The organism is Bradyrhizobium septentrionale (assembly GCF_011516645.4).
GTDB classification, from domain to species: Bacteria; Pseudomonadota; Alphaproteobacteria; order Rhizobiales; family Xanthobacteraceae; genus Bradyrhizobium; species Bradyrhizobium septentrionale.
Map to the genome: position 1 here is coordinate 635,874 of NZ_CP088285.1, position 25,774 is coordinate 661,647.

Genomic DNA, 25,774 nt, shown 5'->3' on the forward strand with positions numbered 1-25,774 from the left:
GACTTGTCTTTTTCTTAGAGGCATTCGCTTTCCGATGATCCTCGCCGATAACGAAACTCGCGTCGACCTCTTAAACAACGAAGCGATCGCTTCGACGATCGTCGCCACGTTGCGCGACCACCCAGAGCAGCCGCTCACGATCGGCGTGCATGGCGATTGGGGTGCGGGCAAGTCGAGCGTCCTCGAGATGATCGAAGACCAGTTCGGGAGCAATGCTGGCGTTCTCTGCCTCAAGTTCAACGGATGGCGCTTCCAAGGTTTCGAGGACGCCAAGATCGCGCTGATCGAGGGTATCGTGACAGGGCTCATCGAGAAGCGCCCTGCTCTTACCAAGGCAACGGCAGCGGTCAAGGATGCGCTGAAGAGGATCGATTGGCTGAAGGTCGCAAAGCATGCGGGCGGACTCGCGCTAACAGCCTTCACCGGCATTCCGACACCGGATCAGCTGCATACGATTGTGGGTGGCCTCGAGAGCTTGCTCGCGGATCCCACGAAGCTTGCGACTAAGGAAAACATCACCGCCGCTATCGACGGCCTGAAATCGGTGATCAAGCCCGATGCCGAGGCAAAACACGTCCCGGAAGAGATCGCGGAGTTTCGGAAGGCGTTCGATCAGCTGCTCAAGGATGCAGGAGTGAAGCAGCTCGTGGTTCTGGTCGACGATCTCGATCGCTGCCTGCCAGACACCGCGATCGAGACGCTTGAAGCGATCCGGCTGTTCGTGTTCACGTCCGGCACCGCCTTCGTGGTCGCGGCCGACGAGGCAATGATCGAGTATGCCGTCCGCAAGCATTTTCCTGATCTTCCGGACACAACAGGTCCGCGTGACTACGCTCGCAATTATCTAGAAAAGCTCATCCAGGTCCCATTTCGTATCCCAGCACTTGGTGAGACTGAGACCCGCATCTACGTCACGCTGCTGCTAGTCGGCGCCGAGATCGGCGTGACCGATGTGGGCTACGACAAATTGATCGCTGTGGCGCGCGAGCGCTTGAGGAGGCCATGGGAAAGCGGAGCGCTCGATTTCCCGACCATCAAGGAAGCTTTGGGCGATAAGGCACCGTCGGCCCAAAACGCCTTGCTGCTCAGCGATCAAATCGGACCGATCCTCGCCAGCGGTGCAAAGGGCAATCCGCGCCAGATCAAGCGTTTCCTCAATTCGTTACTGCTACGGCAACGCACGGCGGAAGCGCGGGGGTTCGGGGCTGATGTCCATCTACCGGTACTCGCGAAGCTGATGCTAGCCGAGCGTTTCATCCCACGTTTGTTCGATCAGATCGCCTATGCCGCGGCCGCCGACACGAACGGCTACTGCGCCGATCTTACGACACTGGAGAGGGAGACGGCGGATCCGCAGGTGCAAGCAGCCGCCCTGTCCAAGCCCGCAGCGAAAGATGGGAACGCAGCCAAGCCGGCTAAGGAGGATGAGGCGACCTCCGCCGATCCGCCCGAGAGCGCGCTCCTGGCCGAGTGGCTGGCCTCCCCGCAAATCCGTGCCTGGGCGCGGGTTCAACCTTCCTTGGCGGATGTGGATCTCAGGCCATACCTCTTCGTCACAAAGGACCGGAAGGACTATTTCGGGGCATCGTCGGCGTTGGGACATCTGACCGGGGTGGTCGAGAAGCTGCTTGGCGCCAAGCTCGCAGTTCAAGGACTCGATCCCGAGCTGCGAGGCCTCAAGCCCGTGGAAGCCGCACAGGTGTTCGAGGCGGTGCGCGCGCGCGTCATGGGGAGCGATTCATTCCAGACCATACCGCCGGGCATCGACGGCGTCACCGTCTTGGTGAAGACCCATCCGGTACTGCAGACCAACCTGCTCGATCTGCTTGATGCGTTACCAGCCGATCGGTGCGGTGCCTGGCCCGTGAGCGGATGGAATGGCGTGATCACCGAGCCCGCCAACCTCACGCGATTGAACGGGATCATCGAACGGTGGGAGGAGAGCGGCAGCAAGCCCTTGAAGGCGGCGGCCGCGGCATCCCGCAAGGTCAAGCCCCGGGGAGGCTGATGGGGACGTCCGGATCTTACGGTGGTGCCGGTAATCGCTCGCCACTGATACCGAGCTTTCTCAACGACCCAGCTCCAGCATCGGCACCGATGCTGCCGGGGCCGTCAACACCGCCTGCCCCCGGTCCAACGGGGCCGGGTCCTACAGCACCGGGCAACCCAACTCCCGCGCCGCCGTCACCAAGACCGGCGACCTGAGCTGCTGCCGGTTTGATGGACACCCGCTTAAGCTAATCCCACCTTGCGCTCGAACTCAACCGGGCTGAGATAGCCGATGGTCGAGTGCCTGCGGGTCGTGTTGTAAAATCGTTCGATGTAGTCGAACACATCGGCGCGTGCCTCATCTCTGGTTTGATAAATCTTGTTGGCCGTACGCTCGGTCTTGAGCGAGGAGAAGAAGCTCTCCATCGCCGCGTTGTCCCAGACGTTGCCGGAGCGGCTCATGCTGCAAACGATGCCGTGGTCGGCCATCAGGCGCTGGAACTGCTCGCTGGTGTACTGGCTGCCCTGGTCGGAGTGATGCAACAGCGCATCCGGCTTGCCGCGCCGCCAGACGGCCATCAACAATGCGTCCGTCACGAGCTGTGCCGTCATGGCGGCACTCATCGACCAGCCCACCACGCGGCGTGAGAACAGGTCGATCACCGCTGCGACATAGAGCCAGCCTTCGGCCGTCCAGAGATAGGTGAAGTCGGCGATCCACTTCTGGTTCGGCCGCTCGGCGGCGAACTGCCGGTCAAGGAGGTTCGCCGGTACGGTCTCGAGCTGTCGATCGCCGCTGTCCTTCGGTAAGCGCCGACGTCGCGGCCGCGCCCGCAAGCCTTGCAGGCGCATCAGCCGCTCAATCCGGTGCAGGCCGCAATCCGCCCCGTCGGCGAGCAGGTCACGCCACACCCGGCGTGCGCCATAGGTGCGGTCGCTGGCGGCGAAGCTGGCCTTGACCTTGCCGCCGAGCTCCTCGTCGCTGCGGGATCTGGCGCTGGGAGAGCGGTTCAGCCAGGCATGGAAGCCCGACCGCGACACTCCCAGCGCATCGCATAGCCATGCCACCGGCCAGATCGTCCGGTGCTTCGCGACGAAGGCGAACTTCATGTCGCTTCCTTCGCGAAGTAGGCTGCGGCCTTCCTAAGAAACAGCCTGATTGGCGTTGCACGGAATGGCCTGCAAGACAAAGCCGAGCGATTTGGCCCGGCGCTGAAGGTTAGCGAGGACGCGGCTGCGATATTGTCGCTCATATTGGTCGGCACCTGGATCCCTGTAGCTCATGCCATGCCGGAGTGTGTTGTAGAATAAAACTGCAATCTTGCGGGCGGTCGCCGTCACCGCCTTCGACTTGCCCGCGCGTGAGGACAGCCGGCGATAGAATGCTCCGAGCGCCGTATCGCTCCGCCCCACGGTTGTGGCTGCCAATCGCAGTAGTGCGGCTGCCCGGCTGGAGGATCTCCGCGTGCGTGAAGATAGTACCTTGCCACCGGAGATTTTGTTGCCGGGTGCGAGGCAGAGCCAAGAGGTGAAGTGCTTGGCGGTTGGCCACGCCCTCAGATCCTTGCCGCACTCGCCGACGAGCTTCAATGCGAGTGACGGACCCAGCCCATGGATCTCAGTCAGATCAACGCCGAGCACACCGTACAGCGCGGTCCTGACATCGAAGGTGGGTGTGTTGACCTGCTTGGTCTTTACGCGTGGCTGGGATAGCTTTCCGACCGGCTTTGCTTCTCTGTTGCTAAGCGCGGCGATCAAGACTTCGAGCTTGCGGTCGCAGTCCAGCATCTTCGCCTGGTAGATGTCGTAGAGTTCCAGCGATTGGGTCAGAGCGAAGACATGTTCCTCCCGGTCGTTGCCGATCAGCGCCGCGCGGATCGTCTCCGTTGAAGAATGGCAGCGCACGTCTCGATAGGTTGCCAGAACGTCGGGATTGCGCTCGCCTGCAACAATGGCTCGGATAATCCGCATACCAGTCGCTCCGGTGATATCCGAGACGACATGATGGAGCTGCAGGTTCATCTCCATCAGAGCCTTCTGCATGTGCTGGATATGGGCGGCAGCATATTCAACCAGCCGCTCCCGCTGGCGCAGATAAGCGCGCAGGGTCGCAATCTCGGCATCGGGACGGAAGCTGCCGCGTAACAGCCCATAGGAATGAAGCTGGCGTAACCACGCAGCATCGCTGACATCGGTCTTGCGCCCGGGCACATTCTTGGCATACCGCGCGTTGACCAGAATGACCTCGAACCCGCGCTGCTCCAGAATCTCGTAGACCGGGATCCAATAGACGCCAGTGGATTCCATCGCGACGCTGGTCACACCGCATGTCTTGAACCAGTCCGCCAGACTATGCAGGTCCTGTGTGAACGTGCTGAACGTGCGCACTGGGACATCGGTGCAGGCCGGGTTCACGGCGGCCATGTGCATCTTTGATCCGATGTCGATGGCAGCCGCCCCGACGTTGACTGGCTTCAATTCCGGGCGATCTGCAGTTGTCGTCTTGAGCATTGCGGGTCCTCCGTCCAATCATGGGCAGGAGGGTCTGGGTTATGCCAATTTGTCATCTTCCTAATCGGGATCGCCGCCGGAGCGCCGTCACCACTCTCAAGTCCGCATGCACCCATGGACCACGTTTTTTAACGGGGACAGTGCCTCCAATAAGCTGACGGCCGCTACCCTCCCGGCCTCAGACGATAGCACAAGGCTGTTTCTACCCCGCGCAGGCACGCCACGGCGCTGGACAGTTTTTTAGGATATCCCGCTCGGCCTTCAGCTTGGCGACCTCACGGCGCAGCCGCTCGATCTCCTGCTGCTCCGGCTTCATCTGCCCGTGGCCGGGAAAGGCTTGCGCCGGGTCGGAGCCCAACTCCTTCACCCATTTGCGGAGAACATTCTCATGAACATCCAGGTCACGGCCAGCTTGCGCCACCGACACCCCACGTTGCCGCACCAGCTTGACCGCCTCGACCTTGAACTCGCGGCTGAACTTCCGTCTTTTCATCGCCACCTCCGGCTTCATGAAACACCTAATCTCGGTGTCCATCAAACCGGCAGCAGCTCAGGTCTGCTCGCCTGTCGCTATGCTCATGCGGTTCACAACCTAGTCCGCAGGCTTCGATCCGACAACAGTCCCTCCGTCTCAATGGTAGATTCGGCAGCTTCATCGCACGAAAAGGCGAACCCGCGCTCTGCACTCCCTTTATCGACAGCCCGTCCCCTTCGGAAGTTGAGTTGCCTGAATTGTGCGATAATCGCGCGCAATAAGCATCCTAGGTTTGCAGGTGGCAAAGGAGGTTTACGATGCCCTCCAAGATCACTGGCGATGTCGTCGATGCGCTACAGCACTGCCGGTTGAAGGCATACTATCAACTGCGTGGTGAGCAGGGGACCCAATCCGGGTACGAGAAGCTCCTGATCGAACAGCGAGTCAATCAGGAACCTAGGATAATAGAAAAGATCCAACGCGAATACGGCGAAGCCGAGATAGCGACTAACCTTAAATTGTCGGCGGCGAGTCTTAGCAAGAGAGCGTCGCTTATTCTTGGAGGTCTTCTGGAGGACGATCGCTATGCTGTCCACTTTGATGCCCTTCGCAAGATCGATGGACCTTCGGCACTCGGAGCCTATCGGTATGAGCCGGTGTTGTTCTGCGCGGCGCCGCGGGTTCGCGCTCTCGATCGCCAGCAACTCGCCACGCGCGCAGTTCTTCTCGCCAAAATTCAGAAGACGCTTCCTAATGGCGGAACCGTTTATCTCGGGCAAAACAGCGCGAGGACGAGCATTCGGTTCGGATCGAGCCTGACGAGGGCGGAAAATATCCTCAAAGAGGCCGAGCGCTTGCAGCGCGCCGAAGCCCCACCGAAGCTGCTGCTGAATGACCATTGCCGTATCTGCTTGTTCCGCGATCGTTGCCGTGACCAAGCCATCCGGGAGGACAATCTAAGCCTTCTGCGCGGAATCGGCGAAAACGCGATCAAACGATACGCCCGCAAGGACATTCTCACGCTAACCCAGCTCGCACATACCTTTCGGCCTCGGCGCTGTGGCAAACGCGCCGATATCCCACTTACCCGGCGAGACCATGCATTGCACGCGCTAGCCATTCGCGACCGAACAATCTATGTGCTGGGCGCACCCACAATTCCAGAAGCGAGAGTGCGCATCTATGTTGATATGGAAGGCGATCCTGAAGTTGGCTTCATTTATTTGATCGGGCTCGTTGTTTGCGAAGGCGAGCGCGTCGAGCACTACTCGTTCTGGGCGGATGATGAGAAAGGGGAAGCCGACATGTTCACGCGGTTTCTCGACACTGTTGCGCAGTATGACGCACCGCGCCTTTATTCCTACGGCAATTACGAGCGAACCGCTATCGCGCGCATGCGACGTCAAGCCCGGCGTAAGAAGCCCGTTGATGCTATTTTAGCTGCGCTTACGAATGTACTCACAATCATCTACCCGCACTTCTATTTTCCGACTTACTCGAACGGCCTCAAGGAAACAGCGGGATGCCTCGGCTGCCGCTGGACCGAGCCGGACGCTTCGGGCACCGAGAGCGTCGTCTGGCGCAAGAACTGGGAAAAGACCGGGGATGCTTCATGGAAAGTCAAGCTGATCCAATACAATCTCGAAGACTGCGAGGCGCTGTGAGCGTCATGCGGAGACCACGCGCTGAGGGTTGATCTGGTCGGCTAGGAAGATCTCGCGGAATGGTTTGTCGCGAGGTCACAATGTCAAAGGATAGTCGTAAGGATAGCGATAAGGATAGGCATATGCCTATCCTCGAACACGGCGCCGACACGCTGCAGCGTGTCGAGATCATCACCGGGACGGGCCGACGTCGGCGCTGGTCGACCGATGCGAAGGCGGCGATTGTTGCGGAGAGTTTTGCGCCGGGTGCAAGCGTGTCCGCAGTGGCGCGGCGACACGACATCAGTCCAAGCCTGTTGTTTCTCTGGCGTCGCCAGGCTACGCGGGCGCAGGTCGCGGAGCGCGGGGACAGAGGCATGCCACCTGGCTTTGTGCCGGTCGCGATCACCGGCTGTGGGCGCCCGAGTGAGGAGCAGGCGGCGATCGAGATCGAGGTCGGCGCGATTCGCATCCGTGTCAGGGGGACAGTCGACCGGGAGGCACTGTGCGAGGTGCTGGCGGCGGTCGGGACGGTTGGTCGATGATCGGGCTTCGAGCTGGGTTGTCGATCTGGATTGCGACGCAGCCGGTCGATTTCCGCCGCGGCATGGACTCGCTGGCGATGCTGGTGAGCGAGGCCTTTGGAGCCGATCCGTTCGACGGCGGACTTTATGTCTTCCGCTCCAAGCGCCGAGATCGCGTGAAGATCCTGACTTGGGATGGAAGCGGCCTTGTCCTTTACTACAAAAGAATCGAGGGGCAGTTCACCTGGCCGCCGATCAAGGAAGGCGTCATGTCGCTATCTCATGCTCAGCTCTCGGTGCTGCTCGATGGCTCGGACTGGAAGCGTGTGCCGATGCGAGTTGTGGATCAGCCGATGCGAGCTGGTTGATCATTATCAAGAGTCGTTCGTCACTCATGCGGAGTTGTTGTAGAATCGCTCTGCATGAGTGATTTGCCTTCCGATCCAGCATTGCTCCGACAAGCCGTGATGACGCTATCGTCACGGCTTGCGGCGTTGTCGGAGGAATGCAGCACGCTGGCGACCGAGCGTGATGCAGCGATCGCCCAACGCGACGCTGCGATCCAGGAGAACGACAAGCTCCTGATGATCCTGTCCCAGTACAAGCGCACGATCTTCGGTCCGCGCTCCGAGACACTGGATATCGGACAGCTGTCTCTCTTCACCATCAGGGCACAGGCGGTTCGTGCCGCCGCCAACGACGACGTGACCGGAGGCAGGCTGCCTGACGGAGCGGAGGGCCGTGGAAAGCGACCGGCGCGACGCAACCGGGGGAAGCTTCCGGAGCATTTGCCGCGCATCGATGTCGTGATCGATATCGAGAGCCACATCTGCCCTTGCTGCGGCGAGCAGCTGCACAAGATCGGGGAGACCGTCAAGGAAGCCTTCGACGTCATTCCGATGCAGTACCGGGTCAAGCGCATCATGCGTCCACGGTACGGCTGCCGGGGATGCCGCCAGGGTGTTCTGCAGGCACCCGCGCCGGCCCAGGCGATCGACGGTGGAATGGTGACGGAAGCCTTGCTGGCCCACGTCGCGGTGATGAAATACGGCTACCAGCTGCCGCTGTATCGCCAGGAACAGATGTTTGCCGCCCAAGGCATCACGCTCGACCGGCAAACGCTGGCCTCGTGGATGGGCCGCGTCGCCTGGTGGCTGAAGCCGCTTCACGCGCTGTTGCGCCGCGCAGTGATGTCCTACCCGCGGCTGTTTGCCGACGAGACGCCGCTGCCAGTTCTCGATCCCGGCCGTGGCAGAACCAAAGTCTGCCAGTTCTGGGCGATCGCCACCGACGACCGCCCGTGGGGCGGCCCGGCGCCGCCGGCAGTAGTCTACGTGTTCGCCGAGGATCGCAAGGCAATCCGCGCCAGGCAGCTGTTTGGAGACTACGACGGCATCCTGCAGGTCGACGGCTACGCCGGGTACAAGGGGCTGATTAAAAACGGCGGCCGTCTGGTACAACTGGCGTTCTGCTTCGCGCATGCGCGGCGGAAGTTCTGGGACGTCCACATCGCGACGAAATCGCCGATTGCCGCGGAAGCGCTGCAGCGGATCGCGATGTTCTACGCCATTGAGGATCGCATTCGCGGTTTGCCGGCGACGCAGCGAGCTGCGGTGCGACAATCCGACACCAGACCGCTGATCGAGGACTTCAAGCCCTGGCTCGAGGCGCGACTGCTGGAAGTCTCGAAGAAATCCGGCCTTGGCAAGGCGATCCGCTACACCCTCAACCATTGGGATGGCCTGACGCGATTCATCGATGATGGGCGCATCGAGATCGACAGCAATACGGTCGAACGCAGCATCAAGCCGATCGGGCTGGGAAAGAAAAACTATCTGTTCGCAGGCAGTGAGGGCGGCGCCGAAACCTGGGCCACTCTCGCATCACTCATCAACTCCGCAAAGCTTCACGACATCGACCCACGGCACTATTTTACTGATGTTCTCGAGCGCATCGTCTCCGGACGTACCAAGATCAATCAGCTGAACACGCTGCTGCCGTGGAATTGGAAAGCCGAGCGCGATGGTTCGGAGCCAAAGCTCGCCGCTTGATCAGTTCGACGGCACGGCGTCGGGAACTTCCTGCGCATCGCTGGCGTCGTCGTAGATCTCTTCGCGGATCACGCGCAGCGTTACCTCGTGCAGATACACTTGCAGCGCACCCTCCAGCTCGGTGAACTCGGGCAGCAGGACTCGATCAACGAAGCCCCGTGACGCACGGACCATCACCGTGTTACGTCGCTGTCGGCGATAACGAAACGGCCGCAGCCCATATCGGCGGCAAAGCGCCAGAAACAGGTGCCGAGACCACTGGTCGGGAAGTGAGAATTGCTGTTCGATCGGTGGATCGTGGCGAGCAAGTTCCTCGACCCGGGCCCGCACCCGCTGCAGCGCGGCTTCCGCTGCAAGGCGCTCACCAGCAGTTCCGGCCCCCACGAACAACGCCTCGATCTTCCGAAGCTTCTCGCGCAGCTGCGACTCGCTGGTCATTCTGATCCCCGTTGCCCGCTCCGAACCGGGATCAACCCATCACCGCGCGCCGGCGGCGTCAATCATCCCGACCGCGCTATCCAGAGCATTCCGCGCAAGTCAAGCCCAGGCACCCGTGATCCTCTCGTGACGCTCACGCTTCTTCAACGTAGTCGACCTCGTCAATCGCCTCGAGACCGAGACCCGCAACGGACGGCAAGGACGGCTCGCCGAGCATCTGACCCGGATGGACTTCATCGTGCTGGATGAACTCGGCTATTTGCCCTTCGCCCAGTCCGGTGGCCAGCTTCTCTTCCACCTCGTCAGCCGGCTCTATGAGCGCGCCTCTGTCATCGTGACCACCAATCTCGCCTTCGGCGAATGGCCGAGCGTGTTCGGCGACGCCAAAATGACCACCGCGCTGCTCGACCGGTTGACCCATCACTGCGACATTGTCGAGACCGGCAACGATAGCTGGCGGTTCAAGAGCCGAGACGACGATCACGCCACCCGCGCTCGTCTCGCCTCCGCTATCCCGGCCAGCTCCGACGAGACGAGCGCTACCAGCAAAGCCCGCCGCGCAAAGGGGTCAAAATTGGACGCCGATGAGGGGCGCATTGCCTCATCGAAAATGTTACCGAACAATTCCGCTGATGACTGGGGCGGCGTTACCGAATCAGGTCGGTGGCGCCAATGGCGAGCGGGATCAGCATGGGCGCAAGGCGCGAGGTGTTGGCCGTGGTGGCGAGGCGCTACCGTGCGGCTGGACGAGTTGAGAAGGGACGGATCCTTGACGAGTTGACAGCGACGACGGGTTGGCACCGCAAGCACGCGGTGCGAGCACTGTCGGTTGCCGGAAGGGACAGGCCCAGGCCACCACTGGACGAAGGGGCAACGAGCCCAACCGAACCAGCGACAAGTCGGCGACGCAAATACGCCAGCGTGCGCGACGCGCTGATCGCGCTGTGGGAAGCCTCCGATCGCGTCTGCGGTAAGCGCCTCGTATCGATGATCCCAGTGCTGTTGCCCGCACTCGAGCGGCATGGCCGGCTGAAGCCAACGAGCGCAGAGCGTGCGCTGCTGACAACTCTGAGCGCGGCGACGATCGATCGGATGTTGATCGACGTTAAAATTGCGGCTGCTGGGGGGCGCCGGCGGCGAGTCGGATTCTACTCGGCGATTCGACGCGAGGTGCCGATCCGCACTTTCAATGACTGGGCAAACCCGCCGCCAGGCTTTTGCGAGATCGACATGGTCGCGCACGGTGGGACCAGCGTCGCCGGCTCGTTTATCCAGACTTTGACCATGGTGGACATCGCAACAGGATGGACGGAATGCCTGCCCCTGGTGACACGCGATGGCAGCCTCGTCGTGGAAGCGATGAAGCGAGCGCAGGGCCTGTTCCCGTGGGTGATCTGTGGCGCCGACTTCGATAACGACAGCGCGTTCATGAACGACGTCGTCGTTCCATGGTGCCGAGCACAGAAGATCGAGGTAACGCGGTCACGTGCCTACAAAAAGAACGATCAGGCTTTCGTGGAGCAGAAGAACGGTGCGGTGGTCCGGCGGCTCGTCGGATACGGGCGCTTCGACGGGGTCGAGACGGCCCGCGTGATGGCACGTCTCTACGCGGCGGCGCGCCTGCTGGTGAACTTCTTCCAGCCGTCATTCAAGCTCAAAGAGAAGCGCCGCGAGGGTGCCAAGATCATCAAACGCTATCATCCGCCTGCCACACCATACGAACGTGCACTGGGGCACCCGAAACTCCCATCAGCGGTCAAGCGCCGTCTGCGCCACACGTATCGGACTCTCGATCCCATACAATTGCTTGCCACGATCCGCACGGCGCAGGAAGAGCTCGGCGAACGGATCGGCAAGCGCGGTCTTGCGAAGGTTCCCACCGTATCGCCGGCTGATCCGCTCTCGTTTGCCCGATCGCTCGGCACGGCGGCAAAAACCGCCGAAGTGCGGGCCACGCACCGCCGGCCGAAACAGCGATACAAAACGCGTATTCGCATGCCCTCGAAGCTCGATCCCCATCTCGCGATCATCGAGAACTGGCTCGCCGTCGAGCCACAGCTCACTGCACTGGCCATCGTGGGCAGGCTCGCCACGATCGATCCCTCGATGTTCAGCGACAAGCAGCATTCGATCGTTCAGCGCCTGCTTCGGTCCCTCCGGCGGAAGGTGGCGGAGACAGCCATCGTATCCATGCCCGTGGATGAAATACGGCCCGAGGCTGTGGACGGCGCTGCGTGTGATGAGCACTCCGCCCCGCCCACAGCCTCTCCACCGAGCTGGCCGCGGCTCGAGACCGGTCTGGGGCAGTTCGTAGACCTTCATCCCGGGTAACATTACTTCCTGAGGCAATACGAGGGGTCAAATTTGAACGCCGATTGACACGTTGCCTGCTCGCGCCTGTTGCGCGGCGTACTCCTCGATTCAAGCGCCCGAATTGAAGAAGGGGTCGGTTGGATCCATCCTGCTCTCCTTGCGATGGTACAGGGCTTGCGCAATCCGCACGCCTTACAAGGCCGCAAGCGGCAGCCGTTCAGCGGTCGTTGGATTCTGGAGAATACGGGATCCAGCTTTCGAAAAGCTGACAAGAATTAAGAATTCGCAGCCGGCAATGTCGATCGCTTTGCTTTTCTTCTAAAGGAGGCAACAAGAATCTGGCGCGCTACGATGGCCGCCCCTGCCCGAATGCGAGTTGCTGTGGACGAGCCGCCCGAGCGCAACGAGGCTCGGGTCAAAGGGTTTGAAAACCCTCCACTTCCCGAGCGTTCGTCTAATTTTTATCTTGAAGGTTCGCTGGACAGCCAATCTATCGCGCCCCCGAAGAACGCTTTCAGCGACCATTTCGCGGCTTCGCTGTCAGTCAATTGATGAGAATGAGGCTCGCGGCCTGCGGGATTGGCCCCGATGCTGGAGGATTTGTATTCGGCATAGTAGGCCGTCCTGAACGTATCCGTCTTGCCGGGGGCCCATTCGCGCCAGCCTTCCGCAATGACCGGCGCATCGATCTTCGTCGACAGGAAGATCACTGTGGCATAGGGGCGCCAAGCGCGGCCAAGCGCAACATAGCGCGCACCAGGCTCGGCAGTCAGCCTGCACTGATCGAACACAAAGGCACTGTCCTCGCCCGGTGCTCCTTTGCTCTGCGCCGTATACAAAACCGCTTGATTTGCGATGCCGTGCAACTCACAGCGCCTGAAATAGGCCTTCGCATTGCCAAAAACGAAGTCGACATGCCCCTCGATGTAGCAATCAGAGAAGTACTGCCGCGACATTCGACCGTTAGGGCCCTTACCGGCGAACAATGTATCCTGGGCGCCAAGCAGGCGAACATGGATGATTGCGTCCCGGTCGCCGGTCACCGATAGCGCCACGGCCTGCGAAGCTGGATTGTCCCCCTTGAGGGAATAGTCGTTTTGGACCGTCAGATTGTCGAGCCGGAAGTCATCGCCCGAGGCGTTGAGCGTCGCAGAACGGGCTGTCCCTCCCACGTTGATTGCGCCATCGCCGTACACGATGATCGTATCATCCGGCTTTTTGCCGGTACCTTTGAGATGAACACCAGGTTTGAGGACTTTGACCTTTTCGCGATAGATGCCAGGCGCGATCTGGATATCCCCGCCTTGCGGTGGCAGTGCGTCAATGGCTGCCTGCACGGAGTGATAGGCCGTCTCTCCGGCGTGCGACACAAAAAGCAACTGAGTATCGGCTGCCGAGACAGAGCAACATTCCGCGAGAGCCGCAGCGGATAGCGCGATCATTCGCATATGACCTTCTCCATCCGATCCGCTGCGCGCTCGATGATCGATACAAACTGCCGCAGCGCAACAGCAGCCGAACCTTGCCAACGCAGCGAGTATGCCGCCGGGAACTTGCGCGCGATTTCCAGAGCGGCTGACCGCGACAAGTCTTCTCGGAAAGCTTGGCAGGGACGTGAGCGCCATGAAACGACCCGGGGCGCAACGCCACTCAATCTCAACCGCATTGACACGAAACCTGACCCGCCGGACACGAAGTTGTTGTGGTTACGCATTAACTAGCCCGATCTATTCACGAGAGCACGGTCGTTCTTGACGTCTGACGGGGGCTGGCGGCTGGCGTGGGTGACCGTCCGGCCTTTTGTCACCGGGTTCTACATCAAGCTGTTTTGTACGCGTTGGAGGAGTGGGGCGGGTGAGCGGGCGCAGGCCCGGTCGGTTACGGGCCGAGCGGGAGCAGCGCGCCGGGCAAGCTGCGGAAGAGGTCGGCTTCGGGGCATGCCGCGGCGAACGCAAGGCGAATGCGGCTCGCGGTTTCGACGACCCGGGCTGCGATTTTCAAGAGACGAAGACGCAGCGTCGCGAACTCGGCAGTGGCCAATTCCCGGACTTTGGGAATGGCGCCGCGCACGGTCAGCATCAACCAATAAGCGGCGGTGTGGAGAACGAGACGGACCTGGTTGGCGAGCGCCGAACGGCAACTGGTGCGATCGGAGGCGAGCTGCGTCTTATGCAGCTTGATCAGATTCTCGGCTTGGCCGCGCGCGCAATACAGGCTGTCGTAGATCCACTCGGCCGAGCCGACATCGAGGCTGGTGACGACGAAGCGGATGTCGAGGCCGAGCATCGTCGCCTCAATACGGGCGACGGTGCGCCGTTCGCGATCCCAGGACTTTGCCTTGTGGCGCGTCTCGGTATAGCCGCGCAGAACAGCTAGGTTCTCGATGGCGCGTCGGGTGCGGATATCGTCGGCGACCTCGTCGACTTTTCTGGCGAGCGGCTTGGTGCCGGACAGACCGAAGATGTAGTCGATGCCGTTGGTCTCGCACCACGCCATTGCCTCCGGCCGGGCATAGTGCCCGTCGCCACGGAACGTAATTCGCGTGTTGTGCCACCGCGTCCGGATATGCCGTATCAGGCGGCGCAGATGGGCACGCACCTCGACCCCGCCCGGCGTCTTGCCGGGCCGCAGCACGACCGCCACGGGCCGGCTCTTCTCCGTGTCGTAGACGTGGATCGGCAGGAAGCAGCGTTCGTCATAATGAGCGTTGAACAGCGAGAGCTGCTGATGGCCGTGGACGACATCGCAGGTATCATCGATGTCGAGCGTGACGGATGCCGGCTCGCGCGGGTAGCTATCCATCCATGCGTCGACCAAAGTGTAGGTCAGTCGGATCACGTCGCGCAGGCGCGGAGCATTCTCCAGCCGCGACAGCGTCGGTTGGGAACACAGATCGCGACCCGTGTCCGGCAGCCGTCCGCAGGCCAGCTTGAATGCGGGATCGGACCGCAGATGATCGAGGTCGTCGGCGTCCTCGTAGCCGCAGCAGATCGCGAACATGCGCGCGCGGAACATATCGACAAGGCTGTGCACGACCCGCGTCGGATCGCGCCGATCCGGGAACACCCGGGCCAAATTGTCGGCCAAGCCGAGACGCCGCTCGGCCATCGCCAGAAGCATCACGCCCCCGTTCGAGGTCAGCCGACCGCCATCGAAGGCAGCTGTGACTTTCTTGGCGTGAACGGCTGGAAACGAGAAGGGCAGAATCGTATCATCGGTCATGGCGGGCCTGGCGTTCGCGGTTGAGGTGATGGGGTTGGCTTTGCAACCGAATCCTACGCCGCATCAGCGCTTTACACCACGCTCGCCAGCCTCTCAGGCGCCCTCTCGCGAATAAGACGGGCTAGTTCCGGAAGGCCTTTGCGCATTGCTCCCACCCGCCCGGCCCCCTCTCTCCAGCCCGGCCGGGCAGCGGCGGCGACACTGCAGAATGATCGGCGGTTACATTGGCGTTTTCCAGCCGCCAAGTCGCAGACTCGGCAAACCGAACATCCTCCAGCGTCACGTCAAGTGCATGCTTGCCGTCTACACCGCGCATCAGCAGCGTACCGTTGTCGCCGCGCACATGGCGCAGAGCGATCCGGCGATAGACTGGAATGCTGAAGCCTTGTGCGTGTGGATTGTACTTTGTATCGAAGGCGATCGGCCATCGGTTGCCGCGCAGACACACGTTCTCATATGTCACTCGCTCCACCAAGCCGCCTCGACTGACATCGCTCTTGATGCGCAGGCCGAATGTCGTGCCATCCAGCGTCAGGTCTCGCACCAATATGTCGCTGGCGCCGGAGTTCACTTCGCTGCCGATCGACATTCCATGTCCCCAGCCGAAGTAATTGTCGACGATGGAGATATGACGGCTTGGGCCATTGTCGCCGGCTTTGATGGCCACGTTATCGTCTCCAGTGCGGATAAAGCTGCGGGTGATGGTCACATCCTGGCTGGCGCCAGGGTCGATGCCGTCGGTGTTGCGGGCCTCGGCCGGCGCATCGATCGTGAGCCCCCAAAAGGTGGCACCTTCGACCCTGTTCATCACGACGTGGAAATTGGGCGCATTGCGTAGCGTGACACCATAGAACGTGATGTCCTGCGCCTGATCGATCTGGATCAAACGCGGGGCGTTCTGATTGCCGCTCTCAGTCTGGGCGCGGCGGGCCAACTGCCACCAAGTTTCGGTGCTGCCGGCCATGGCTGCTCCACCCTGGCCATCGATGGTGCCGTCGCCATAGATGCCGCCGCCACGCGTCTTGGAAAAGCTGATGAACGGACGGCAACCATCGCCCTTGCCTGCGATCCGTCCACAATGGCGCCGGCCTTTGTCATAGAGAGCTGGTTCGGCCATGGCGACAAGCGTGGCGCCACGTCCGATCCATAAGGTGACGCCTGATTTCATCCCGAGCGGGCCCGAGAAGTACTGGCCGCGGCCCAGATAGACCGCCGCGCCGGCGGGGCAATGGTCGATGGCGTCTTGCAACCTGGCCGTATCGTTTGTGCCAGACGGCACCGGGCGGTCGCAGACCGTGTGAGGTGCAACAGGTTCGGCAACAATGCGGCGGTCCTGCGCCTTGGCCATAGGGCAGAAAACCATGAAAGCAACGAAGGACAATAAGGCCCAGTCGCGGAAACGCTTTGTCATCGACTACCTCGAGCTTTGCCGCCCGCATCCTTGCAGCATGCTTTGTGTGAAGCTGAGCGCTGGCTGGATCGGCCGTAGCGCGGCTCACTGGCCTGGGCAAGATGACATTTATAAGACGCAGAGGAGGCGTGAACCTTGCAACCCGGCGACAGCGCCTTGCTTGTGAGCGAACAAAGATGAGCCGGTCAAAACGGCTGATCCCAACACTTGTCACGCGCGTGAGCGTTCGCGGCTTGGCTTCTCGCCACTTGCACTTGTGCGCGAATTCTTGCGCTCTACACCGCTCAGCCATTGCACCAAGCCAAGCCCCTGTTGCGAAGACCCGGTTGGCAGCCTACTTCCAGCTGTCGCTCGGTCGGACGCTGCCCCCAGCATCCGCTCGGAGGTTAGCGGGATCCGAGACAGGCTCCAATTGACGTGGTCGCACGTTACGCTCTCCGACCTCCTGCGCACGTGCGCTGAAGTGTCCCAGAGCAGATCGATGAGCCGTCTTCACGCTTCAGCGCTTGCTCGAGCTCTGTCAATTCTGCTTGGTACCTGGCCACATCCGATCGCGCGCGAAGGAGCTTGACTTTGGGCTCGTCTCGTCGCCTCGATTCCTCTTCAAGCCGCCAATTATCCTCGATCGGCTCAATGGTCATTTACGTACGGTCTCCGTTCTGCAGATGACTACAATCCTCAAAGCCTTGGACTGTTGATCTCCGGCAGAAGGTGGACCTTTGCCAGAACGACTTGAGGAACTGTTCACAGCAAGTTGTTCGAATTGTGCGAAGCACGTTTAGGATCGCCATTCGTCGATACCGCACAGAGTCAATCTTATCCTCGGCGCAGGACCGAAGCCCCACCGGAAGATAGAGAGCTTGCCAGGCGAGGCTGCGTCTCCGATGCAGCTCGCTGACCACTTGAAATGAACGAGCAAGCTTCATCTGACTTACAGATCAGGTGCCGCGAGATCGCAATAGTCGCCGCAGCGGATGCTCGGCACATCGAGCAACCGACGTGCCAGTGACGCCGACGGCCGTTTTGACGAATCGCGGCACCTCTCGGCGCGCTGTCTGGATACCGACGTCTGACTGTCGGGCTTCGGACAACCGACGTCTTCGATCACTGGGCTGAAATGGCTCATACCACAAGTGGTCTGGGCGGACTGACCAAGCACACACCATCGAGTGCGCAGATCTCGAATCAATGCTCTTCCACCTCGGCGCAGCTTTGCAAATGAGAGCTGAGGGAATATCGTGGCGCTCGATCAGCTGTCATCGTGGGACAGCCTCTGTGCGGCTCAACTGAAACGGCGCCGGCAGGCGGCTTGCCGTCGGCGAAGTCAGCTGCCGCCTTGGCGTGCAGCTTGGCCGAATCGAACAGCGACAGCTGTGTATGCTCCGGCCCGATCAGCAGGCCGATCTCGGTGCAGCCGAGGATGACCGCATCGGCGCCTCTTGCGCGACCGCGCGCGATGATTTCAATAAAGGCCTGACGTGACTGATCCGAAATGACACCGCAGCAAAGCTCATTGAAAATAACATTGTGGATCCGGCTTCGATCCTTCTCGTCGGGCACGATCGGCGAAAGATCGAACCGCTCACGCAGTCGGTCACAATAGAACGGCTGCTCCATTGTGTAGAGCGTGGCCAGCAACAGCGGCCGCTTGATGCTCGCTGTGACGAGAGCTGCTCCGGTCACATCGATGATGTGGATGAGCGGCACGCCTAGGTTCTCCGCGACCGTGTCGGCAATCAGATGCATCGTATTGGTGCAGATGAGGATGCATCCAGCACCACCATCCACCAGCTGTCGAGCGATCTTCGCCAAACGTTTGGCGGCTTGTTCCCAGTCTCCCGCTCTCTGCAGGGCGTTGATATCCTCAAAATTCACCGAACGCAGCAAGATGTCGGCGGATGCCAGGCCGCCGCGTCGCCGGCGCACGATTTCGTTGATTTCCTTGTAGTAAATGGCTGTGCTCTCCCAACTCATCCCCCCGATGAGTCCGATCGTCTGCTCCACTTTGGTGTTCTCCACTTCAACCGAACGCCACATGAGCTTAACGTGCCGTATGCAGCAAATCTCGGCATTGTTTCGCTCGATATCGCTGGTAAGCGCAAATCAAACTCCTTATTTCTCCAACGCAAAAACTATTTGCGCCCGCCCCCGAAGCCGGCTGAAAGGACATGCCTCTTGGACGATCGCGATCGAAAGATTTTGGACCGCTTGCAAGCGGATGCATCGATTCCGGTCACAGAGCTTGCCAAATCGACCAATCTATCGGTGTCCGCCTGCTGGCGTCGCATCAAGAGCATGGAAGACAGCGGCTTGATCAGTCGGCGCGTCGCACTGGTGGATCGCCGCAAGGCCAATCTGCCCATGACGGTGTTCGTGGGTGTACGCACCTCACATCATTCGATCGGCTGGGTAGAGGACTTCCGCCGCACTATCGCCGACATTCCAGAGATCGTTGAAGCCTATCGCCTAACGGGCGAGATCGACTATTTGCTGCGCCTCGTCGTGCCGAGCGTAGATGTTTACGATGAGGTTTATAAACAGCTGATCACCCGGCTCGACTTCGCTGACGTCAGCTCATTCATCAGTATGGAGGATCTGAAGTTCACCACTGCTGTACCATTGAGCTATGTTTAGGGTGCCGCGCAACGGCCCACCCTTGGCAGTGAAATCGATTCAGAAAATCCATTCATTGCGATACCGCAGCTATGCCCACGTGGCCATCTGGATCAACTCTTAAAGGACATTCCCCATACGCGCTGACGGCTCCTATAGTGTCAATCGCCGCCTTACTGATCCGATCGCGCCCGACTAGCCCGTCTTATTCGTCAGAGGGCGCCTGAGAGGCTGGCGAGCGTGGTGTAAAGCGCTGATGCGGCGTAGGAGCTCACTTCGAGCAGGGCAACATCTTGATGCGGCAAGACAAACCACGAGCTGCTCTGCAATCCTATCTGGCCGCGGCCGAGATCAATTCCAAAAGCCCCGATCTGCAAAGCAATCTCTTCAGCGCTGCAGGCCTTGGGATTGCGGTCATTTTTGCTCCTATCGACAGAAGCGATCCGATCGCTGTCATGATGATCGTAAATGTGCTTCGAATTTGCACCCTGCTCTCCATCTCCTTCACGGACGAGATCGATTCTGTTTTGAGCTATGCTTCAATCGCTGTCCTGAGCTTGGTCCAGCCCGTCTACTTGTCCGCGGAAGTCTCTTTCTTCCGCCGTATCACATCCGAAGACAGCATGATCTCGGTGCGTCGCAACATCGCCAACATCGACTGGCTCACATATCTGCTCGGAATGTTTGCAGGTGCCATGCTCGTCGACCAGCTGCACTTGCCCGGCGTTTTGGCTCTCAACTTATCGGCGGTCATGCTTTCCTTGATGGTGCTCTTTGGCATCAAGCAGCGTTCCAATAGACTTCCGTCAGTCCTTGAATCGCCGTCCTCGGGAACCATGTTGGATTTGGCGCCGCTCTATCCCGCGTTCTTTGCGGTCCTTCTTCTCAATCTGGGAGCGGGCCTCATCAACGTCTATCCTGCAATACGTGCCACAACTGCAGGAGTGCTTGATCGAGGCGTTCTATTGACGTTTGTCATGACGAATGGCGTTTTCGCCTTGCTGGGCGCGCTAGCTGTCAAGCCGATTTTCGACCGGTTGGGCGCCTTACCAACCATCGCCGGGGCCGCGGTGCTACTCGCGGCATGCCTGGCAATCATGTCACTCGATGCGGGCCTGCCTGTGGCGATCGCTTCCAGCAGCGCGATGCTTGGCTTCGGCCAAATATTTGCGGCTGCCGCTCACACGCACATGGTTTCGTTAGTGGCGCCGAATCGAGCCGGCCGCCTTTCCGGGCTGTTTCAATGTTGTACTTATAGCGGCGTCGCAGGCAATGGCATGTTTTTTCGTTTCTGGGTGATCAGCTCTCTTTCCGGCTGGTCGTGCTGATATGTGCAGCTAGCGCATTTCTCGCTTTCGTCGTCCCGACCTTCGCCATAGTCAGATCCAGGCATTCTCAAATTTCATGTCCTGTCGATCGATAGATCCACGATGCACACTACGCCACGCGATCAGCTGCGCCTTCTAGAACGACCCTTTGCAGATCCGGCATTTCCGGGGCAGGAGTTCTATTGCTGGCAATGCGCCGTGCTGGAGGGGGTGCTGTCCGCGTTCCCAAGTCGGGCCACCAATCTCGACCTTCACCGGATTGCTTGGCTGCGGCCACGAACCGAGCTCATCGAGAGGCTCGGCCCCGATCATCAGTCCGTGCCCGTTCTCATTTTCGAGAAGGGAAGCGTTGCACCGGGGAAATGCGGAATACGCGAAGGGGTTGGCCTATGTCGACGATCCTTTTACAATCCTGCATCTCTTAGCAGTGCACCACGGATTTCCGGCCCCTCATCCGTGAAGACTCTGCCTCGTGTGAGCCTGCTATGGAAGTCGACACGCGGCCATCAACGAACTCACGTGACGAGTGAGCCTGCGGGTACAGTTTCAATTGACTACCTGCTTCGCCTCTTGAGACACGTCGTGGAGCGGCGACAGTGGATAGTCCCGGCTGAGTATTTCTGCCAATACCCTCCGCCGAAACTCTTTAACAGCGACCATATTTCGCGCGTGCTCACTGACAAACATGTAGATTGAGCGATCGATCGGCACAAAGCCAAATGGAGCCACAAGCTCCCCCTTTTTAAGGTTGCTTCTGACCAGAACCTGCGACGATATTGCGGCTCCAAGTCCGCTTTTTGGCCGCCTTCACAGCTAGGGGAATGTATCGAACACGACGTCACGCGATCCCCGCAAACATATTGCAGCTGCGTTGGCCCATTCGTTCCAGGCGTCCAACCTGACGGACGCGTGCAGCAGAGGAATTGACAAGATGTCTTCTGGGCTTTTGATCGCCTCGAGTGCAGCCGGCGCTGCTTACAGGGCCAATCATTTCGTTGGATACGTGCACCTCATGGACGGGAAGCGGTTGCTTCAATATGCCGGATACGCGTTTAGATCGGCATCGGTCTCGAAGACAAAGTCAATGTCCGAATGTAGTTGGCGGAACGCACCAATCCGAGGTAAGAGGCTATGCGACAAGAATGTGGTTGAGCACCCCACCACCACTGATCTTCCCGCATCGCGCCTTCGCAGTTCGTAGCATCCTTTCTCGAGCATTGTGAACACGCTCGCACAGCTGTGCTTTAGCTGTTCGCCGTCGGACGTCAGCCGCACGCCCGAGCTGTGGCGAACGAACAGCCTCCTGCCGAACCAAATTTCAAGGATGCGCATCTGGTAACTTACCGCTCCGGTCGTCATGTTCAGCCGCTCAGCCGCCTTTGAGAAGCTTGGAAACTCGCTCACCGCCTCAAACAGATGAAGGCTTTTCAAGATCGGTAGTTTGTGCATCTGACTTGCTTCTTTCCCGCCCTCTAACTGCGTGGCTGTTATTGGGCCTGCAATGAGCCTGGATTCTCTTCAGCACCTACAACCGATATTGCTGACTGGCGGGACCGCCCAACCACTGAGACCTCGTTCGACCCTCGGCCCGCCAGGCAAACTTACCAACCTACTCTCCCTGCCCACCTTCCGATCAAACCTCGATCGAGGCACATAGGCGCTTCGGATCTCTTGGCCTGTGAGGCTCGCTTCGAGTGGAGAACTCCGCTCGGTGCAACATGAGATTGCTGCGTGATCTCTTAAGAATTTCACGGAGTTTGAGGTTGGAGTAGCAAGTCTTGGGCCAATCATGCTCTGCGAAAATTCGGCCAGACCGAAATGCGGGCGGTTAGCCAGACTGGATGGCGAGCCGCAATTGGCGACCTCGTGTTCGAAGACCTCTCGGGCGCGGCGCGAATTCCCAAGGGTCGTCAAAGTCCGGCGTACCATCCTGCCCGCCGATCGCGTCGTTCGGTGGTATCGCCTTGCGGCCGGCTGATGAGCTCCGCTGACCAACGTGGCGATGCCGAGACGACTGGTCTTTATCGGCTTTGATCACCCCGTCCGTCGAACTTACTCAAGACAAAGCCGCCTGGATGCATAGGTGTATTCGAGGGCTAGCTGACGCGCATATTCGATCAGATTGGCCGCAGCGCTATGTCCCCCATCGATGTTCTCGTAGTAGAAGTAAGGCTGGCCCAGCGCAGCGAGCCTCGCGGCGGCCTTGCGGCCGTGCGCTGGATGCACGCGACCATCCTTGGTGGAGGTGAGAATTAAAGGGGCGGGGTAAGTCTTGCCCGGCACCAGCTTTTGGTAGGGCGAGTAGGCCTCGATCCACGTGCGCTGCTCGGGAATGGTGGGGTCACCATACTCGGCGATCCAGGAGGCGCCCGCGCCCAGTTTGGTGAATCGAAGCATGTCAGAGAGCGGAACCTGGATGATCGCCGCGTTGAAGAGCTCGGGCCGTTGGGTGATTGCGGCGCCAACAAGCAGTCCGCCCTGGCTGCCGCCGATCACGCCTAGTCGTCGTGGACTGGTGATGTTCCGGCGGATCAGGTTTTCCCGCGCAGATTCGCAACGAGATAAGCATTGCCCTGTTCGAGCCAGAGCCGCCCCATTGGTCCCGCATAGAATGGAAGGAGCGGAATCTGGAACCCGCCATAACCATAGAGAAGCGTCAGGATCGCGCCGTCAAATCTTGCGTTCTTGGGCCGCACCAGAAAGTAGGGAATCCGCGTGCCATCGCGCGAGGTCGCTTCGAGCTGCTCCACGACATGCCGGGATCCATCGAAGGCCGCAGGTGCCGTCTTTAATGCCTCGAGTTGTTTGCTCGCGGCATCGAAGTACCAAAGCGATGTTGGCGTGAAATAGTCGGAGACCGTGAACATCACCTGCTGACACGCTAACATTCGCATTGTCCGGGACCGGGATCGGCGTGGCGGACCAAGCCCCTTGATCATACTTGTAGATGAACGCCTTGCTCTGAACGTTGTCAAGGATCGTCAGGATCATCAAGTTCCTCGTGCGACTGAGCCCGCTCAGTGCCTGCCGGAGCCCAGGCTGGAAGACAAGCGACGGTCTAGCGCGCAGCGGATCTTGCTTCCATTCGGCCAGGTCATACGAGATCATCGAACCGGTCGCGAAGCTGGTGTCGCCGGGCGGCGTCCATTCTTCGTCAAGCGTCACAAGCAGGCGGCCACTCACGACCCCAACGATAGCCGCCTTCCTGGGCAGATTGAGCGTGATAGGCCCATTGGCGCCGAAGAGCACATACTCGTGCTCGAAGGAGCTGATCACGCGGATGGCGCCGGCCGCATGGATATGGCCTTCACTGTCACGAAGTACGAAGGGCATCGTCTGAACATCGGTCGGTTGGCCCCGAAAAATCTCGCGCGCCTCAGCGAGCGGCTGAGCGCGTTTGAGCTCCTTCACCACGAAGGGGTAGCCGGCCTGCGTCAGGGTCCCTTCGCCCCAGTCTCGTGCAAGAAGGACTGTGTCACCATCGAGCCATCGGACACTCTGCTTACCCTGGGGAAGATCAAAGCCGGCCTCAACGAAGGCCTTGGCGTCTCGGTCGAACTCACGGATGAACGCGGCGTCCTTACCGCCATCGGAAAGCGTTAGCAGGCAGAGGCGTTCTTCCGGCGGAAGGCAGTTGCCACCTTTAAAGACCCAATTCTTGTTCTCGGCGACAGCCAGTTCGTCCACATCGAGGATGGTCTCCCATCGCGGGTCTTGGCTGCGATAGCTCTCAAGCGTGGTGCGCCGCCAGACGCCGCGCACCTGCGTGTCGTCTTGCCAGAAATTTTCCAGACCGCGCCGCCCCAACGAAACGTACGGAATCCGGTCACGCCGGCGCCGCCGGTGACCGTGTGTCGCCGCCGTTCGAACCGTAGACATAAGCTGATCCATCTTAACGGCCTGTCCGACAAGGTCGACGCGTTCCGCGCCTCCTATGCTGAATGGGGCGCCGTGATCATCCTGCTTCCTTGGCCTGCAGGATGGTGAGCGCCTCTTCGTAAAAGCGCCGATAGCGGGGATCTGACTGGAACACGCCAAGCGTCTTGTCGTTCTCGGCCCGTGCCCAAGCCAATGCGCGCGGCGCTTCGATCTCCTCGAGCCAAAGGAATGGGTCGTCAGCCGGCCCCGCAGCCGTCCGCTCTTGCAACAGCGCCGCGGAGGTGAAACAGGCAATCGAGCGCAACGCGGTGGAGAGCACTGACGTGTTCATGGGCTTGTCCCGGATGAGGTCGAACGGCCACGCTTGCAGGTCTCGCGTTAAGCGGAAGCAGCCAACAATGCGCATCCGATCTCGTCAGCGTGCATTGGGCGGCTTGTGCCAGCTGGCAGCTCGAACACTGCAAGCCGCGTGCCGGCCGAAAAGTCGTGCGTTTCAGCCGCTCCGGCCGCATGGCGATGTCAACTTGCCGACATTGGTTCAGAAGTTGACATCGACGAATTGCCGGGCGGATAGCCTCGCGTCTTCGGATAGACCAGCGGCTTCGATCGTTAGGGCCATGACCGGGACGTGGCGATGTACCCGCCGGTCGCCTAATGCTTACCTCCGAACATGGAGTGTGTACGCTCTGCTTCCCGCCGAGCGTTACGGGCCGATTTACCGACGGGCGTCATCACGACAAAGAACAGCGCGTTGATCAGCAGCCAGATCGCGATCAGGCTCAGGGCGGCGTGCATGGCGATCTCCGACATCGTTCATGGTAGCTGCAAGCTTTTGCCGAGTTGGACGAACTCCTTGCGAAACGCACAAACCGCGCGCCAACCATTCGGTTCCTCGACTGCTTGCCAAGCGTGGACCATTCGAGAGATTGCGCTTGCACGCTCTCGCTGAACGTGACGACGCACACGCCACAAGAGCCGGTCCATCAGTAGCGCGCAGCAGTCCTCCGCGGCCGGACCGGACGGCAGTCTGACGAGTGGAGAGAGATCACCGCACAGATCTGATTACCCGACCCGGAGATCTTCGGCTGACATCTTGCCCGAGCGATTGGCCTTCAGCTCGTAACTGACCCGAGCCCCCTCTTCTAACCCCGTATAGCCTGCCTTCTCGACTGCACGGATATGCACGAAGACATCCGGCCCTCCATCTTCCGGCCTGATGAAGCCATATCCCTTCGTCGGATTGAACCACTTCACAATACCCATTGCCACCGCACGATTCTCCAAATTGAAGGACAGTGATCTAACCAGGACTTTCGCAGTCATCAAGCTCCCCGGCAAGAGAGCAACGTCTCAGCTGTCGCCTGCGAGAGCAGCGCA

General features: G+C 60.2%; 21 protein-coding genes and 4 pseudogenes. 11 read left to right on the top strand and 14 right to left on the bottom strand.

Annotation, left to right across the window (positions count from 1 at the left end; genetic code table 11):
• Positions 1-34 precede the first annotated feature (34 nt).
• Complete coding sequence (qatA, locus tag HAP48_RS04945; RefSeq protein ID WP_166214521.1) at positions 35-2,008, top strand: Qat anti-phage system ATPase QatA; 1,974 nt, start codon at positions 35-37, stop codon at positions 2,006-2,008.
• A 224-nt stretch (positions 2,009-2,232) separates the two neighbouring features.
• Here the strand turns inward: qatA and HAP48_RS04950 are convergent.
• The 3 genes and pseudogenes from HAP48_RS04950 to HAP48_RS04960 all read right to left on the bottom strand — a co-directional run.
• Positions 2,233-3,132: pseudogene (locus tag HAP48_RS04950) on the bottom strand (IS3 family transposase); the annotation flags it as partial.
• The gene (locus tag HAP48_RS04955; protein WP_166204212.1) at positions 3,133-4,500 is read right to left on the bottom strand and encodes an IS110 family RNA-guided transposase; all 1,368 of its coding nucleotides are present in this window, start codon (positions 4,498-4,500) and stop codon (positions 3,133-3,135) included.
• Between the two features lie 238 nt (positions 4,501-4,738).
• A pseudogene (locus tag HAP48_RS04960) lies at positions 4,739-4,993 on the bottom strand (transposase); the annotation flags it as partial.
• A 299-nt stretch (positions 4,994-5,292) separates the two neighbouring features.
• On the opposite strand from HAP48_RS04960, the gene HAP48_RS04965 reads away from it, so the two are divergent.
• From HAP48_RS04965 to tnpC, 4 genes are all read left to right on the top strand, one after another.
• Positions 5,293-6,639: a TM0106 family RecB-like putative nuclease gene (locus HAP48_RS04965; protein ID WP_166214520.1), complete on the top strand. Its 1,347-nt coding sequence runs from the start codon at positions 5,293-5,295 to the stop codon at positions 6,637-6,639.
• A gap of 122 nt (positions 6,640-6,761) precedes the next feature.
• Positions 6,762-7,163: an IS66-like element accessory protein TnpA gene (tnpA, locus tag HAP48_RS49900; protein ID WP_166202958.1), complete on the top strand. Its 402-nt coding sequence runs from the start codon at positions 6,762-6,764 to the stop codon at positions 7,161-7,163.
• Positions 7,160-7,510 carry an IS66 family insertion sequence element accessory protein TnpB gene (tnpB, locus tag HAP48_RS04975; protein ID WP_166202960.1) on the top strand — a complete coding sequence of 117 codons (351 nt, stop codon included), beginning with the start codon at positions 7,160-7,162 and terminating at the stop codon, positions 7,508-7,510. The genes tnpA and tnpB overlap by 4 nt, the downstream gene beginning before the upstream one ends.
• A 99-nt stretch (positions 7,511-7,609) precedes the next feature.
• Positions 7,610-9,193, top strand: a complete 1,584-nt coding sequence (gene tnpC, locus HAP48_RS04980; protein WP_166215215.1) for an IS66 family transposase — start codon at positions 7,610-7,612, stop codon at positions 9,191-9,193.
• On the opposite strand, the gene HAP48_RS04985 is transcribed toward tnpC, so the two are convergent.
• Positions 9,194-9,631 carry a hypothetical protein gene (locus HAP48_RS04985; protein WP_166202962.1) on the bottom strand — a complete coding sequence of 146 codons (438 nt, stop codon included), beginning with the start codon at positions 9,629-9,631 and terminating at the stop codon, positions 9,194-9,196.
• Positions 9,632-9,761: 130 nt separating this feature from the next.
• Between HAP48_RS04985 and HAP48_RS04990 the strand changes: the two are divergent.
• Both HAP48_RS04990 and HAP48_RS04995 read left to right on the top strand, forming a co-directional pair.
• Positions 9,762-10,103, top strand: a pseudogene (locus HAP48_RS04990) (ATP-binding protein); the annotation flags it as partial.
• Positions 10,104-10,552: 449 nt separating this feature from the next.
• On the top strand, positions 10,553-11,962 hold the full coding sequence (locus HAP48_RS04995) for an integrase catalytic domain-containing protein (protein WP_166209478.1): 1,410 nt from the start codon (positions 10,553-10,555) through the stop codon (positions 11,960-11,962).
• Between the two features lie 443 nt (positions 11,963-12,405).
• Here the strand turns inward: HAP48_RS04995 and HAP48_RS05000 are convergent, their stop codons facing one another.
• The 4 genes from HAP48_RS05000 to HAP48_RS05015 all read right to left on the bottom strand — a co-directional run bounded on the left by HAP48_RS05000 (position 12,406) and on the right by HAP48_RS05015 (position 18,614).
• Entirely contained in the window at positions 12,406-13,392 is a 987-nt protein-coding gene (locus HAP48_RS05000) for a pectinesterase family protein (protein ID WP_051346694.1), read from the bottom strand.
• 430 nt (positions 13,393-13,822) lie between these two features.
• Positions 13,823-15,166, bottom strand: a complete 1,344-nt coding sequence (locus HAP48_RS05005; protein ID WP_166205074.1) for an IS1380 family transposase — start codon at positions 15,164-15,166, stop codon at positions 13,823-13,825.
• A gap of 121 nt (positions 15,167-15,287) precedes the next feature.
• On the bottom strand, positions 15,288-16,577 hold the full coding sequence (locus HAP48_RS05010; protein ID WP_166214519.1) for a glycoside hydrolase family 28 protein: 1,290 nt from the start codon (positions 16,575-16,577) through the stop codon (positions 15,288-15,290).
• A gap of 1,185 nt (positions 16,578-17,762) precedes the next feature.
• Entirely contained in the window at positions 17,763-18,614 is an 852-nt protein-coding gene (locus HAP48_RS05015) for an aspartate/glutamate racemase family protein (RefSeq protein ID WP_084518697.1), read from the bottom strand.
• Positions 18,615-18,752: 138 nt separating this feature from the next.
• Between HAP48_RS05015 and HAP48_RS05020 the strand changes: the two genes are divergently transcribed.
• The 3 genes from HAP48_RS05020 to HAP48_RS50680 all read left to right on the top strand — a co-directional run bounded on the left by HAP48_RS05020 (position 18,753) and on the right by HAP48_RS50680 (position 21,214).
• On the top strand, positions 18,753-19,211 hold the full coding sequence (locus HAP48_RS05020; RefSeq protein ID WP_029084424.1) for an Lrp/AsnC family transcriptional regulator: 459 nt from the start codon (positions 18,753-18,755) through the stop codon (positions 19,209-19,211).
• A gap of 275 nt (positions 19,212-19,486) precedes the next feature.
• A complete protein-coding gene (locus HAP48_RS05025; RefSeq protein WP_166214518.1) occupies positions 19,487-20,518 on the top strand; it encodes an MFS transporter in 1,032 nt (343 codons plus the stop codon).
• Positions 20,519-20,620: 102 nt separating this feature from the next.
• A complete protein-coding gene (locus HAP48_RS50680; protein ID WP_215907974.1) occupies positions 20,621-21,214 on the top strand; it encodes a DUF3088 family protein in 594 nt (197 codons plus the stop codon).
• A 336-nt stretch (positions 21,215-21,550) separates the two neighbouring features.
• Here the strand turns inward: HAP48_RS50680 and HAP48_RS05030 are convergent, their stop codons facing one another.
• The 3 genes from HAP48_RS05030 to HAP48_RS05040 form a co-directional block, all read right to left on the bottom strand.
• A complete protein-coding gene (locus tag HAP48_RS05030; RefSeq protein ID WP_029084426.1) occupies positions 21,551-21,967 on the bottom strand; it encodes a LysR family transcriptional regulator in 417 nt (138 codons plus the stop codon).
• A 603-nt stretch (positions 21,968-22,570) separates the two neighbouring features.
• Positions 22,571-23,131 (bottom strand): prolyl oligopeptidase family serine peptidase, encoded by a 561-nt coding sequence (locus tag HAP48_RS05035; RefSeq protein WP_338028994.1) that lies wholly within the window; start codon positions 23,129-23,131, stop codon positions 22,571-22,573.
• 57 nt (positions 23,132-23,188) lie between these two features.
• Positions 23,189-24,409: a prolyl oligopeptidase family protein gene (locus tag HAP48_RS05040; protein WP_338028979.1), complete on the bottom strand. Its 1,221-nt coding sequence runs from the start codon at positions 24,407-24,409 to the stop codon at positions 23,189-23,191.
• On the opposite strand from HAP48_RS05040, the pseudogene HAP48_RS05045 reads away from it, so the two are divergent.
• A pseudogene (locus tag HAP48_RS05045) lies at positions 24,395-24,484 on the top strand (DedA family protein); the annotation flags it as partial. The gene HAP48_RS05040 and the pseudogene HAP48_RS05045 overlap by 15 nt on opposite strands.
• On the opposite strand, the gene HAP48_RS05050 reads toward HAP48_RS05045, so the two are convergent.
• From HAP48_RS05050 to HAP48_RS05060, 3 genes are all read right to left on the bottom strand, one after another.
• A complete protein-coding gene (locus HAP48_RS05050) occupies positions 24,474-24,803 on the bottom strand; it encodes a hypothetical protein (protein WP_035978014.1) in 330 nt (109 codons plus the stop codon). The pseudogene HAP48_RS05045 and the gene HAP48_RS05050 overlap by 11 nt on opposite strands.
• Positions 24,804-25,048: 245 nt before the next feature.
• A complete protein-coding gene (locus HAP48_RS05055; protein WP_156928958.1) occupies positions 25,049-25,192 on the bottom strand; it encodes a hypothetical protein in 144 nt (47 codons plus the stop codon).
• Positions 25,193-25,459: 267 nt separating this feature from the next.
• Positions 25,460-25,666 (bottom strand): cold-shock protein, encoded by a 207-nt coding sequence (locus HAP48_RS05060; protein ID WP_029084427.1) that lies wholly within the window; start codon positions 25,664-25,666, stop codon positions 25,460-25,462.
• Positions 25,667-25,774: the final 108 nt, after the last annotated feature.

Coding starts and splice junctions, on each gene's coding strand:
- HAP48_RS05030 (WP_029084426.1), bottom strand. CDS start 21,967: ATGCACAAACTACCGATCTTGAAAAGCCTTCATCTGTTTGAGGCGGTG.
- HAP48_RS05055 (WP_156928958.1), bottom strand. CDS start 25,192: ATGCACGCCGCCCTGAGCCTGATCGCGATCTGGCTGCTGATCAACGCG.
- HAP48_RS04955 (WP_166204212.1), bottom strand. CDS start 4,500: ATGCTCAAGACGACAACTGCAGATCGCCCGGAATTGAAGCCAGTCAAC.
- tnpC (WP_166215215.1), top strand. CDS start 7,610: ATGACGCTATCGTCACGGCTTGCGGCGTTGTCGGAGGAATGCAGCACG.
- qatA (WP_166214521.1), top strand. CDS start 35: ATGATCCTCGCCGATAACGAAACTCGCGTCGACCTCTTAAACAACGAA.
- HAP48_RS05050 (WP_035978014.1), bottom strand. CDS start 24,803: ATGCGCATTGTTGGCTGCTTCCGCTTAACGCGAGACCTGCAAGCGTGG.
- tnpA (WP_166202958.1), top strand. CDS start 6,762: ATGCCTATCCTCGAACACGGCGCCGACACGCTGCAGCGTGTCGAGATC.
- HAP48_RS50680 (WP_215907974.1), top strand. CDS start 20,621: ATGCACACTACGCCACGCGATCAGCTGCGCCTTCTAGAACGACCCTTT.
- HAP48_RS05025 (WP_166214518.1), top strand. CDS start 19,487: ATGCGGCAAGACAAACCACGAGCTGCTCTGCAATCCTATCTGGCCGCG.
- HAP48_RS04985 (WP_166202962.1), bottom strand. CDS start 9,631: ATGACCAGCGAGTCGCAGCTGCGCGAGAAGCTTCGGAAGATCGAGGCG.
- HAP48_RS05000 (WP_051346694.1), bottom strand. CDS start 13,392: ATGCGAATGATCGCGCTATCCGCTGCGGCTCTCGCGGAATGTTGCTCT.
- HAP48_RS05005 (WP_166205074.1), bottom strand. CDS start 15,166: ATGACCGATGATACGATTCTGCCCTTCTCGTTTCCAGCCGTTCACGCC.
- HAP48_RS05015 (WP_084518697.1), bottom strand. CDS start 18,614: ATGTGGCGTTCGGTTGAAGTGGAGAACACCAAAGTGGAGCAGACGATC.
- HAP48_RS04965 (WP_166214520.1), top strand. CDS start 5,293: ATGCCCTCCAAGATCACTGGCGATGTCGTCGATGCGCTACAGCACTGC.
- HAP48_RS05040 (WP_338028979.1), bottom strand. CDS start 24,409: ATGGATCAGCTTATGTCTACGGTTCGAACGGCGGCGACACACGGTCAC.
- HAP48_RS05010 (WP_166214519.1), bottom strand. CDS start 16,577: ATGACAAAGCGTTTCCGCGACTGGGCCTTATTGTCCTTCGTTGCTTTC.
- tnpB (WP_166202960.1), top strand. CDS start 7,160: ATGATCGGGCTTCGAGCTGGGTTGTCGATCTGGATTGCGACGCAGCCG.